The organism is Desulfofarcimen acetoxidans DSM 771 (genome assembly GCF_000024205.1).
Lineage (GTDB): Bacteria > Bacillota > Desulfotomaculia > Desulfotomaculales > Desulfofarciminaceae > Desulfofarcimen > Desulfofarcimen acetoxidans.
The window spans coordinates 94,257-106,793 of the sequence record NC_013216.1; the positions used below are offsets into that span (position 1 = coordinate 94,257).

Annotated in this window: 8 protein-coding genes, 1 tRNA gene and 1 other RNA gene; 7 read left to right on the forward strand and 3 right to left on the reverse strand. The window is 41.1% G+C overall.

From position 1 onward, the window contains the following. Positions 1-58: 58 nt before the first annotated feature. The 3 genes from DTOX_RS00455 to DTOX_RS21150 all read right to left on the reverse strand — a co-directional run bounded on the left by DTOX_RS00455 (position 59) and on the right by DTOX_RS21150 (position 4,862). Positions 59-2,482 (reverse strand): DUF4855 domain-containing protein, encoded by a 2,424-nt coding sequence (locus tag DTOX_RS00455; protein ID WP_012813504.1) that lies wholly within the window; start codon positions 2,480-2,482, stop codon positions 59-61. 100 nt (positions 2,483-2,582) lie between these two features. Then, positions 2,583-2,774: a YjfB family protein gene (locus DTOX_RS00460; protein WP_012813505.1), complete on the reverse strand. Its 192-nt coding sequence runs from the start codon at positions 2,772-2,774 to the stop codon at positions 2,583-2,585. 27 nt (positions 2,775-2,801) lie between these two features. Continuing rightward, positions 2,802-4,862, reverse strand: a complete 2,061-nt coding sequence (locus DTOX_RS21150; protein ID WP_012813506.1) for a PAS domain S-box protein — start codon at positions 4,860-4,862, stop codon at positions 2,802-2,804. Positions 4,863-5,098: 236 nt separating this feature from the next. Between DTOX_RS21150 and DTOX_RS00470 the strand changes: the two genes are divergently transcribed. From DTOX_RS00470 to nifJ, 7 genes are all read left to right on the forward strand, one after another. After that, positions 5,099-5,193, forward strand: a tRNA-Ser gene (locus tag DTOX_RS00470). Positions 5,194-5,210: 17 nt separating this feature from the next. Further along, an RNA gene (ffs, locus tag DTOX_RS21850) (signal recognition particle sRNA large type) lies at positions 5,211-5,476 on the forward strand. Positions 5,477-5,671: 195 nt separating this feature from the next. Then, complete coding sequence (gene dnaX / locus DTOX_RS00475; protein WP_012813507.1) at positions 5,672-7,255, forward strand: DNA polymerase III subunit gamma/tau; 1,584 nt, start codon at positions 5,672-5,674, stop codon at positions 7,253-7,255. 34 nt (positions 7,256-7,289) lie between these two features. After that, positions 7,290-7,607 carry a YbaB/EbfC family nucleoid-associated protein gene (locus tag DTOX_RS00480; protein ID WP_042316415.1) on the forward strand — a complete coding sequence of 106 codons (318 nt, stop codon included), beginning with the start codon at positions 7,290-7,292 and terminating at the stop codon, positions 7,605-7,607. Between the two features lie 11 nt (positions 7,608-7,618). Continuing rightward, entirely contained in the window at positions 7,619-8,218 is a 600-nt protein-coding gene (gene recR, locus DTOX_RS00485) for a recombination mediator RecR (RefSeq protein WP_012813509.1), read from the forward strand. A 102-nt stretch (positions 8,219-8,320) separates the two neighbouring features. Further along, positions 8,321-8,584: a pro-sigmaK processing inhibitor BofA family protein gene (locus DTOX_RS00490; protein WP_012813510.1), complete on the forward strand. Its 264-nt coding sequence runs from the start codon at positions 8,321-8,323 to the stop codon at positions 8,582-8,584. Positions 8,585-8,847: 263 nt separating this feature from the next. Then, the gene (nifJ, locus tag DTOX_RS00495; protein WP_012813511.1) at positions 8,848-12,372 is read left to right on the forward strand and encodes a pyruvate:ferredoxin (flavodoxin) oxidoreductase; all 3,525 of its coding nucleotides are present in this window, start codon (positions 8,848-8,850) and stop codon (positions 12,370-12,372) included. Positions 12,373-12,537: the final 165 nt, after the last annotated feature.

Below are 12,537 nucleotides of genomic sequence, written 5' to 3' on the forward strand. Positions count from 1 at the left end.
TAAAAATTAAGACCTCTGAATAATAAGAGGTCTTAGAAAAATTAAAACTTTGTTGTTTTTAGTAGTTGCCGTTAAGCCATTTATAGAGAAGATCGTAGGTGGCCCTAGCCTGTGGTTGATTGCTGCGGGAACAAGTGACAATGGCGCGCAAGCCCATGTAAAAGGCTCTGGTCGTTTTACTGTCATCTAAACCAAGCTGATGCGCTTTATCCAGTTGTTTATGGAGTAAATCGTTGAAGTAATCCCCATTAAGAATTTCATCATCGAATTCTATTTCAATCCCCATATTATATTTCCTGGCAAGTTCGGCTGCCTTATCCATGCGTTCAATCGGAAGCTGTTCACTGTTATAGAAGCTGGGTTGAATAAAAGCGTAGTCAAAACCAAACTTTTTCCAATCCTCAAAGCCAATCGCACCGTAATAAGGAATCCAGAAAAATTTTAGTTTGTTGTCCTGAACCAGTCGGGCGGTTTTTTGCACCAATGCTGTTTCACTCTTGATATTATGATAATCAACTGATTCCTCGTACCAGTAGATACCTATCAACTCGAGGTTTTTGAAATCAGCTTGCTGCCATTTTTCCATCAGTTTGTTATAGTACCATTGTACTGCAGCAAACCTGTTTTTTTCAGCCTGTTCCTTTCCTAATTGAGTCTCAGAAAAAGAAAGTGAAGGTTCATTTTTGTCCAGTTGCCCAAAGTCTTGCTGGTCAACACTGGGATAAGGAAGTGAGAGAATAACTTTTTCCTTTTCTTGCTGACCGGTTATCTGGTTTATTTGCCCCACTGCTAAATTAAGTGCGTTAAGCTGCTTGACCGGGTTAAACAAATCTTCCAGATAAGCATTCCAGCTTTCTTTTGTACAAGTTATCTCAAACGAATAAGGGAGAAACAGCATTGTATCGAACATGCTGCCCTTGATTCGTCTGTTTTCATCCATATAAGCTACAACCGGAATAAAATCACCTGCTGTCCAATCTGCCTTCTTGCTTTTATCTCCCGTATAAATAAGCAAAATATTTTTGCTTCCGGGAACTTTGATATAGGGACTGCTGCTAACATTTTTATTTGCTGAGTCAGAGTGGGCAAGAATGACTGGATCAACAGCAGCCTCGTCTCCTCTGATGGATAAGTGTCTTGCAAAAACCCATAACTCTACAGGAAAGGATACTCTTACATAACGAAAGTTTGCCGCTGGTAAAACAAGGGTTAGCGTAACGTTTTGCTCTTTTGTGCCGGCGGGCAAATCACTGTTACGGTACGCATAACCTAATTTATACCAGCTGATGCCGTCAGGTGATGCAGAGCATTGCATGTAATCAGGTAAATATATACCCATAGTTTCGTTTCTGTTAAATTCCATAGAAATATACGATATAGAACATATCTTTTTCAAGTCTACTGTGATATCACGTGATTTCTGCCGCAGAAACCCTGTCCATGTATCGCTGCTGGAAGTAATCCCTTCCGGTGGGCCGGGATAACTGTTTTTTTCTACCTGGCTGTGTACAGGATCAGGTTCTGTTTGTGTTACAGTATATGTTGATTTATTGGCCAGTTCGGCAGCAAAATCCTTGTATACGGAGTTTTGTACGGTGTTGTTTGCTTTAGGGGCAGATACTTTTGTTGTTACAGAATAATAATTGCTGCCGGAGTTTACTGTAATCAAACCGGTTCCGGATTCTTTTCCGGAAACTATGCTGCCGCTTGGAGTAACTGAAAAAAGCGCTTGGTTATCCAATCCATAGGTTGTGGAAAAATTTAAAGCTTTTTTGCTGCCGCGTTGTTCCAGTTGACACTCTGATTCAGTTTCTAACTGTACCAGGTCGGAAGATATGTGCTCAAAAGCTGTGGAGGCCTGTCCTGTTCTGATAATGAGTAACCTATAAGCTAAAACAGCAGCTTCCGCTCTTGTTATTGGCCGTAATGGATAGAAATTATTTTCGCTGCCGTTCATCCAGCCCTTCCATGAAACAAAGTCTACGCCTTTTATAGCATAAGAAGCGATTTGACCTGAATCGGCGTATCTGCCGCTTAAAGAAGGCACATCAATTTCTTCTGCCATTGTTCTTTGAATTAACACAGCGGCGTCCTGTCTTAACACCGGCTCGTTTACTCCAAAATGATTTTTGTCTATGCCTTTTATCATACCCAGTTTAAATAAAGCCTCTACGTAGCCTGTTTCCAATGTTCCCGACGGTAAATCAGAGAAAGTGGCTGCAGTCGGAAAAATGGGTTGTATGCCTAATGTTTTGGCAATTAAAACAGTAAAATCATAACGGTTGAGATTGTTGTTAGGACAAAATTCTTGAGAGTTAACACCCGTAATGATGCCTTTTTCAACCAGTTTGTTGATTGAATCCTCTGCAAAGGAACCCTTAATATCTGTATATGCCGGTGGTTTAAAATCAGCATAGGCTGACCCGCAAAACAAAATTGAGATGAGAAATGTTAGGCAAAAAAGTGTGTATTTTGATTTCATTTTTGAACTACTCCTGTGATGTTGATATTTTGAGACTTTAACGGGTTTTGTTGCCTGAGAATGCTCCTTTCTGTTTATATCCTGCTATTATTTAGGTACACTAAACTTTGATATCTAAAATGGCACCAAGATTGGGATCTGCGGAAATATTCTGATTCGTATCGTTAATCATTTGTAAGAGCCTATGCTGGCTCTCCTGGTTGAGATCCATGGTTTTTTTCAACAATATTATGCCGGCGCTGTTTTGCGCCTTAGATTGTGACATAATAATTGAGGCCGCGGCAATATCCATAATTAACCCCCCTATCAATAATATCTTTTATATGACCGGTATAAATTCAACCAGCACGGTAGTTCCGTTAATCCCGCTTTCGTATTTTATTGTCGCATTATGCCTGCCGGCTATGCTGTGGCACATAGACAGGCCAAGCCCGGTACCGTTTTCTTTGGTAGTAAAAAAGGGTGTACCTATCTTTTCCAATATATTAGGTTTGATTCCCTGTCCCTCATCCTTTATAGCCAGGACCACTTTATCGTTAGCCGTATAAGTTTTTATAGTTATAGTTCCGCCTGGAAACATTGCTTCAATAGCATTAAGGACCAGGTTGAGGATGAGTTGATGGATTTCCTTTTTATCTAACAACAGTTCCGGGATGTCTTCTAATTCGAGCTTAATATTTTTATCCGAGATTATGGCTTCAGCCTGAATCAGAGGGGAGATATTTATTATTATCTGTTTTAAATTTTGCTTATGTAAATCCAACGGCTTATTTCTCGCAAGTGAAAGAAATTCACTGATAATTGAATTTGCTCTATCCAGCTCCTCAATCATAAGATCATAGTATTCCATGTATTGGGCGTTTTTTTTGCTGCGCAGCATTTGCAGAAAACCGCGAACTGTTGTTAATGGATTCCTGATTTCGTGACCTATTCCGGCCGCTAATTCAGCTACTAAATTCAATCTGGAGAAGCGATCCATTTCCCTTTCCATCTGTTTGCGCTCAGTAATATCTCTGGCTATGGATAATACCATTGATTTTCCCCTATATTCAAAAGCATGGGAACTTACTTCGACCGGTATTTTTTTGCCGTCCCTGGTTAAATGTATTCTTTCAAAAATTGCGTTTTTTTCTGACAGCAGTTTTTGCGAGATATCTTGATAGCTGTTCGATTCGCTATCCGGTCTCAAATCATAAGGCGTTAATTGCAGTAATTCTTCTCTGGAATAGCCTAATGTATGGCAGGCAATATCATTGACTTCCATGAATTTGCTCATAATTCCTTGATTAATTATCTCATGTACAAAGATAGAATCATTTCCTTTGTTAAACAACATACGATATCTTGCTTCACTTTCCTGGAGGTTTTCTCCCAATCTTTTGTATTCCGTAATGTCGCTGGCGGCTATAAGAAAAAAATGTTCGCCGCTTACTTTTATGATTTCCGCTGAGAGAAGTACTTCAAGGATTTCACCTGATTTGGTGCGCAGCATAACTTCCTGGTTGCGTACTTTTTCATGCCTGTACAACCTGTTGATAATATTTTCGCGTTCCTCTGGGTTTAGCCAGATTTCTATTTCCAATAAAGTATGGCCTATAACCTCATCTCTTGTATGTCCTGTAATATCCAGAAAATACTCGTTGACATCAAGATAAGTGCTGTTAGATAATTTGGAAATACTCATCAAGCAGGGGCTGGCGTGGAAGGCTTTAAAAAATTTTTCTTCGGACAGGCTTAGTATATCTTCTGCTTGTTTTCGTTGAACTGCAATTGCATAAAGACCGGCTAATCTTTCGACAATTGCCAAATCCTGCTTTGTGTAATCACGTTCAGAGTTAGCCAGGGCTATTTGTCCAACCAGTAAGCCGTTTATTATTGCGGGTGCAGATAAAAAGCGGTTAATCTGTATGTGTCCCTCCGGTGTTCCTGAAGAATGTTCGTGTTGTAAGGGGGAATTAGTATAAAGAGATTTGCGTGATTTCAATACATGCCCCCATAAACCGCCGAATTTTTTGAAAACAATATCCTTATTTTCTACCTGGCAAATAGCCCATATATCTTTGGTCATAGTATGGCAAACCAGATATCCTGTTGACTGTTCGATATAACCGACATAACCGAATTTGCTGCTTGTCAGTTGTTGCGCATGCCGCAATATAAGTGATGAGATATCTTCCACTGTGGCTGGGGACAAAAGTTTGGCGGATAATTCGGCCAGTGATTTATTAATTTCAATTGCCTTGTCCAAGTGACTTTTGATCTCACTTAGCTGTTCATGAAGTTTTTTCTGATTACTTATTTTATGTCTCAGTTCATTAAGCTCGTTCAGCAGCTGTTCTCTGGTTTTCTCTGAGTCATTTTCTTTTATAGCCGACATCATGCAATCCCCCAAAAAGCAGGATAAAAATAACAATAATTGTCTTTTAAGCTGTACTGCATATTTCGTTAAAAAATAAATAATACCTGCCGAAAAAGAAAAATTTTTTCATTATTTTTTTGTGACTAAAATTAATCAGCTAAAAACGCTTGCAATCATTTAAATTAAGATGTATAATAATTTAGTCGGCTATCGCCGCAATTAAAAATTAATAGTATACGTTAGGTAGTGCGCTTAGTGGAGAGATGGCTGAGTTGGATGAAGGCGCTCGCCTGGAAAGCGAGTAGGCGGCTTTAACCCCGTCTCGAGGGTTCGAATCCCTCTCTCTCCGCCATTTATTTTATAAATTTGTCGTGCTAGACGGGGAGGTAGCGGTGCCCTGTACCCGCAATCCGCTGTAGCGGGGTTGAATGCCTGCCCCCGGGTGTAATTTGTGAGGCCAGGCTGTTGCAAGGGGTGTTGACGATTGGGTCTTACGCGACGGAGATTCTTGAACCGTGTCAGGTCCTGACGGAAGCAGCACTAAGAGAAGCCCTCCGGGTGCCGTGAGGTTGCCTGGTTCGAGCTACCTACAGCAGTAACGCTCGGAAGTTATTATCCAAAGGCGGGATGCACGACTTAAATTTTAGCTAAAAATCTATTTTAAAATATATGCTGAACCGTCAATGTTATTGAACGGTTCTTTTTATGCTCTAGGAAATTATTCAATGTGTAGGAAAAGGAAATAATATTTTCTTAGCGAAGTTAATAAAGCTAAAGAATATTACAATTATTCATCATGCCGTGCATCATATGAGTTGGAGGTAGCGTAAATGGCTTACCGTGCTTTGTACAGAGAATACCGGCCACAGTTATTTGCGGAAATAATGGGCCAAAGACATATTGTTGATACCCTGGAAAACGCGTTAAAAAACAACCGCATTGCACATGCTTATTTATTTTGCGGTCCCAGGGGCACCGGTAAAACCAGTACAGCCAAGATACTGGCTAAAGCTCTGAATTGTCATCAGATAAAAGGTGTGGAGCCTTGTAATAAGTGTAGTAGTTGCGTATCTGTTGCCCAGGGTTCTGCTATAGACGTTATTGAGATTGATGCTGCCTCCAACCGTGGGATTGATGAAATAAGGGATTTAAAAGAGAGAGTTAAGTTTGCTCCGACGGGCGGTAAATATAAGGTATATATTGTTGACGAGGTGCATATGTTGACGATTGAAGCCTTTAACGCGTTATTGAAAACCTTGGAAGAACCACCCGAGCATGTTATATTTGTTTTGGCAACTACGGAGCCGCATAAATTACCCCTAACCATTTTATCACGCTGTCAGAGATTTGATTTTAAAAGTATTGGCGCAGAGCCTATGACATCCAGGTTGAAGGATATTTTGCAGGATTTGCAGGTTAAAATCAGCCCTGCTGCTTTGGAATTGATAGTACAAGCGGCGGAAGGCGGTCTAAGAGATGCTCTAAGCATTCTGGATCAAATAATAACTTTTAACAATACAGCTGAAATTTCTGAAGAAGATATACATAACCTGTTGGGTACGGTAAATGAAAGGGTTATTAATAGTTTGTTAGAGTATCTTTTACGGGGGGATGCCGGCAGTTCACTGCAAGTTATTGCTGAAATTTTCCTGGAAGGCAAGGATTTAAAGATGTTTGTTAAAGGGTTTGCCTCCTGTGTTAGAGATTTGTTGCTCCAAAGCATTGAGCCAACTGCAATAAAAAACTTTTCTCGGACAGATCAAATTTATTCCGTTGAATATTTATTGGCTTTGTTGGACTGCTTAACGGAGCTGGAACCCAAAATGAAGTTCAGCTCCCAGCCAAGGGTAATCTTGGAGTTGGCACTGATTAAATTTATTTATAGCAGACGGGATCACCTGCTGCAAAGCATTAATACTAAAGAAAGCACTGAAATTCAAAATAATCAGGATATGAGAGTATCTTTACCGTCGGAAGTTAAATTGCCGGCAGATGATCAAGAAAAGTTGCTTGCAGAAAATACTGATAACAGCAAGCTTGTTAAAAGTTATGACTTGCCGGTTGCAGAGAAAAACGAGCAGAGGGACAATATATCTATAAATAGAGTTAAGAATTCCTGGAAGCTCGTTTTGGAAGAGATCAGGAAGGCCATGCCGGCTATCGCTGTACCCCTGTCAGACGGGTATCCGGTCAGAATAGAAAATAATGTGCTTTCAATAGGTATTCGTAATGACTTTAACAGGCAAAGGTTAGATAGTAATCAAAAATGCAGGGACATAATTAAACAGACGATAAAATCAATTTTGGGATGGGAATGTCAATTTAAATTTATTGAAGTAAGCGAGTTGGCACAGGATATTCCTGAAACAGAGGATATAACTACCCAGAGCATTATCAATTTGTTTGAAGCATAACAAAAAAGATATATTAAATAAGGAGGTTTTTATTTTGATGGGCGGTAATATGAATAAAATGATGAAGCAAGTTCAAAAAATGCAGGCTGATATGTTAAAGATGCAGGAAGAACTGGCTAACCGGACTGTGGTCAGCACTGCCGGTGGTGGAGCAGTTAAGGTTACGGTAAATGGTAAGCAGGAAATCCTGGCAATTGAAATAAAACCGGAAGCGGTGGATCCTGAAGATGTTGAAATGCTGCAGGATTTAATCCTGGCTGCTGTTAACGAAGGAATTAAGAATTCTCAGGAAATGGTTAACAAGGAAATGGGTAAACTAACAGGCGGTTTGAATATTCCCGGCTTGTTTTAGGAGGAATACTCTTGCTAAACCATTCCGGAGTGGTAAGTCGCCTGATAAATGAGTTTTCTTTATTGCCCGGGGTCGGTCCTAAAACTGCTCAGAGAATAGCTTTTTATCTTTTGAACGCACCGGAAGAGGTAGCCCACCGGTTGGCTGAGGCAGTGAGGGAGGCCCGTGATAACATCAAATACTGCTCCGTATGCAGCAACTTAACGGACGTTGATCCTTGTCTTATTTGCAGCGACAATAAGCGCAGCAAAAACATTATATGTATAGTTCAGGAACCTCGTGATGTCATAGCTATGGAAAAGAGCCGTGGCTTTAAAGGACTCTACCATGTTCTGCACGGTGCTATCTCTCCGATGGACGGTATTGGGCCCGAAAATCTGAGGATCAAAGAGCTTTTGAGCAGATTGCATAAGGAAAAAGTCGGAGAATTGATTCTGGCCACCAACCCTAACGTGGAAGGGGATGCCACGGCTTTTTATTTGGCGCGATTAATTAAGCCTTTAGGCATTAAGGTAACCAGGATTGCTCATGGTTTACCGGTAGGTGCTTGCTTGGAGTATGCCGACGGGGTAACTTTGACCAAAGCATTGGAAGGCAGGCAGGAGATTTAGCTATTTTATCAGGCCCAGGATAATTTACAGGCATAAATTCCAATTCAATCCATATAAATTTAGCAGAGTTATTATGCTGTTTTTATGGAGGTGCTTTATGAATTGGAAAAGGAATTTATTTATTGGGGACTGCTGGGTTTTACCGGTATTTATCTTGTAAGCACTGTATTCTATAAACCGGTTAAATATCTGATGCGCATTTGTTTCTATTTTATTATAGGTGGTTTTTTATTGGTGCTTGTGAACTTCGCACTAAAGCATTTAGGACTGCAGCTTGCAATAAATCCGCTTACTATGCTGACAGCGGGTTTATTGCAATTGCCAGGGGTTATTTTATTGTTAATACTTAATTATCTTATCATGTAAATGACCACATTGGTGGTCATTATTTTTCTTGACGTTCATTTGTTTTTGTTTTATACTAATACGTATAACTAATATTGGGAATAGAAGGGCAGATTTATAAAATAAAACTACATATGTGAGCATAATATATCGTAATAGGTTATCTTTATAACTTCTCAGAAATTATAGGATTTTTTAATTAAACCAGTGACAAAAAAATTATTATTAAACTTTTCGTACTAGTTAGCTAATTAAGTTAATCTATAAAGGAGGGAATTTTTTTAATGGCAAAGGTTACAAAGACTATGGATGGAAATGAAGCAGCTGCGTATATGTCCTATGCCTTTACAGAGGTAGCAGCAATCTATCCTATTACCCCGTCTTCTTTAATGGCAGAGCTGGTGGATGAGTGGTCTGCTTATGGTAAGAGGAACATATTCGGACAACCTTTGAAAGTTGTGGAAATGCAGTCTGAGGGTGGAGCCGCCGGTGCAGTGCACGGTTCCCTGGCTGCCGGGACATTGACGACCACGTATACTTGCTCACAAGGCTTGCTGTTGATGGTTCCCAATATGTATAAAATTTCCGGCGAACTGCTTCCCGGCGTTTTTCATGTTACAGCCAGGGCGATAGCGGGACACGCTTTGTCAATTTTTGGTGATCACCAGGATGTAATGGCCTGTCGGCCGACCGGTTTTGCTATTTTGGCTTCTTCCAGTGTACAGGAAGCCATGGATATGGCCGGTGTCGCACATTTATCAGCTATTAAAGGCAGGATGCCGTTTATGCATTTCTTTGACGGTTTCCGGACTTCCCATGAAATCCAAAAAATTGAAGTGATAAATTATGAAGATATGGCTAAGCTGGTTGATTATGAGGCATTAAAAGAATTTAAGTCCAGGGGATTAAATCCTGAGCATCCTGTGGTAAGGGGCTCGGCTCAAAACCCGGATATCTATTTTCAGGGTAAAGAAGCTGCCAACAGTTATTATCAAAAAGTACCTTCTATAGTAGAAGGCTATATGCAGGAAATCGGCAAGATTACAGGCCGTCAATATAAGCTCTTTGATTACTATGGCGCGGCTGACGCCGAGTATGTAATAGTAGCCATGGGTTCGGTATGTGAAACAATCGAAGAAACAATTGACTACTTATTGAGCAAGGGTGAAAAAGTTGGGGTTGTTAAAGTACGCCTCTACCGTCCTTTTTCAGTAGAGCACTTTTTAGCTGTCATGCCTGGCACGGTAAAGAAAATTGCTGTAATGGACAGAACCAAGGAACATGGTTCTGTTGGTGAACCCTTGTATCTGGATGTTGTTAATGTATTCTATAAGAAAGAAAATAAGCCGCTGATTGTTGGCGGTCGCTATGGTCTGGGTTCTAAAGATACCACTCCTTCCCAAATAATAGCAGTATTTAATAACCTGAAACAGGATGATCCTAAGGATCGCTTTACTGTCGGCATTTTAGATGATGTTACTTACACATCACTGCCGGAAGAGCCCCTGGTTGATACCAGTGCTGAAGGTACTATTTGCTGTAAATTCTGGGGTTTGGGATCAGACGGAACGGTTGGTGCCAACAAGTCTGCTATTAAAATTATTGGTGACCACACGGACTTATATGCTCAAGGTTATTTTGCCTATGACAGTAAGAAGTCCGGCGGTTCGACTATTTCTCATTTGAGATTTGGGAAAAACCCGATTAAGTCAACTTATCTGGTAATAAATTCCGATTATACTGCCTGCCATAACAGTGCTTATATTTATAAATATGATGTACTGAAGGGTTTAAAGAAAAACGGTACTTTTGTACTCAACTGCCAGTGGAGTCAGGAAGAGTTGGAAGAAAAACTTCCGGCTAAGGTTAAAAGGTTTGTAGCCGAAAACAATATTAATTTCTATATTATTGATGCCGTTAAGATTGCCCAGGAAATCGGATTGGGTGGTCACATTAACATGATTATGCAGTCAGCTTTCTTTAAATTGGCCAATGTAATTCCGGTAGAAGATGCTGTTAAATATCTGAAAGATTCTATAGAGAAGTCTTATGGTAAAAAAGGCGACAATATTGTTGATATGAACTTTGCGGCGGTAGATCGCGGTATCGACGCTCTGGTCAAAGTTAATGTACCGGCAGATTGGGCCGGTGTGCAGGATGAAGCAGAAGTTGAACAGAATGAGCCTGATTTTATCAAGAATATTTTACGATTAATGGTTAAAAACGAGGGCGACTCCCTTCCGGTTAGTGCCTTTATGGAAAGAGTTGACGGCAGTTTGCCGGTAGGATCTTCCGCTTATGAAAAACGGGGTATTGCTGTAATGGTGCCGGAGTGGCAGCCGGATAATTGTATCCAGTGCAATCAGTGCTCTTTTGTGTGCCCTCACGCAGCCATAAGGCCGTTTTTGCTGAACAGTGAAGAAGCTGCAAAGGCACCGGCAACTTTTATAACTAAGGCTGCAAAAGGCAAAGGGTTGGAGGAACTGGGACTGCAGTATCGCATGCAGGTAAGCACTCTGGATTGTACCGGCTGCGGAAACTGTGTAGAAACCTGTCCGGCTAAGGAGAAGGCCTTGGTTCTGAAGTCTGCGGATGAGCAAAACAGCGAGCAGGTAGCTAACTGGGGGTTTGCCGCAACTGTCAGTATCAAGGATAAATTACTCGATCCTAAGACACTTAAAGGCAGCCAGTTTAAACAGCCTTTGTTTGAGTTCAGCGGAGCCTGTCCCGGTTGCGGTGAGACTCCTTATATAAAACTTATAACACAATTATTCGGTGACAGGATGATGATTGCCAATGCGACAGGCTGTTCCTCTATTTATGGGGCCAGTTCTCCTGCTATACCGTATACAACTAATTCTGAAGGCAAAGGCCCCTCCTGGGCAAACTCACTGTTTGAAGATAATGCGGAATTTGGTTTCGGCATGTATCTAGGAGTTAAGCAGACCAGAGATAAATTGGCTGGCTTAATGAAACAAGTAGTAGAGACTTCCGACAGCGACGTATTAAAAGAAGCCTGTCATGAGTGGTTGGCCGGCATGAATGAAGCCGAAGCTTCCAAGGCTGCCGCGTCTAAACTGCTGGCTGTTCTGGAAGGTATTGATTATAGCGGCAATAAGGCTATTGAGGAAATTGTAGAGAAGAAGGATTATTTGGTTAAGAAGTCCCAGTGGATTCTCGGCGGTGACGGCTGGGCTTATGATATCGGTTTTGGCGGTTTGGATCATGTATTGGCCAGTGGGGAAAATGTAAATGTATTGGTAATGGATACAGAAGTTTACTCCAATACCGGCGGACAGTCTTCCAAGGCTACTCCTACCGGAGCAGTTGCCAAATTTGCGGCCTCAGGCAAAAAGATTAAAAAGAAAGACATGGGCTTAATGGCTATGAGTTATGGCTATATCTATGTGGCTCAGATAGCTCTGGGTGCCAACATGAGCCAGGCCTTAAAGGCTATTGCAGAAGCTGAAGCCTATGACGGTCCGTCCTTAATTATTGCTTATGCTCCTTGCATTAACCATGGCATCAAGTCCGGTATGGGTACCAGTACAGCAGAAATGAAAAAGGCTGTGGCAGCGGGCTACTGGCACCTTTACAGATATAATCCGATACTTAAAGATCAGGGTAAAAACCCGTTCATTCTGGATTCTAAGGAGCCTCAAGATTCTTACAAGGAGTTCCTTACCGGTGAGGTACGGTATGCTTCCTTGCAGCAGACTTTCCCGGATATTGCGGAGAAACTGTTTGAAGCGGCTGAACAAGACTCTAAGGAGAGATTGGCCAATTATAAACGCTTGGCCGGAGAATAATATTAAGGCCTGCGGTTAGCTTTTTCGGTAAGAAACCCCGCGCTCTATAATGGGTGCGGGGTTTTGCCGTTGTTCCGGAAAATTATGCTTGTTAAAAAAATATTATTTGGTCTATATTGGTTAATAGTGTGAATTAATGAGATGAGATAACCAGGCACTGACAGG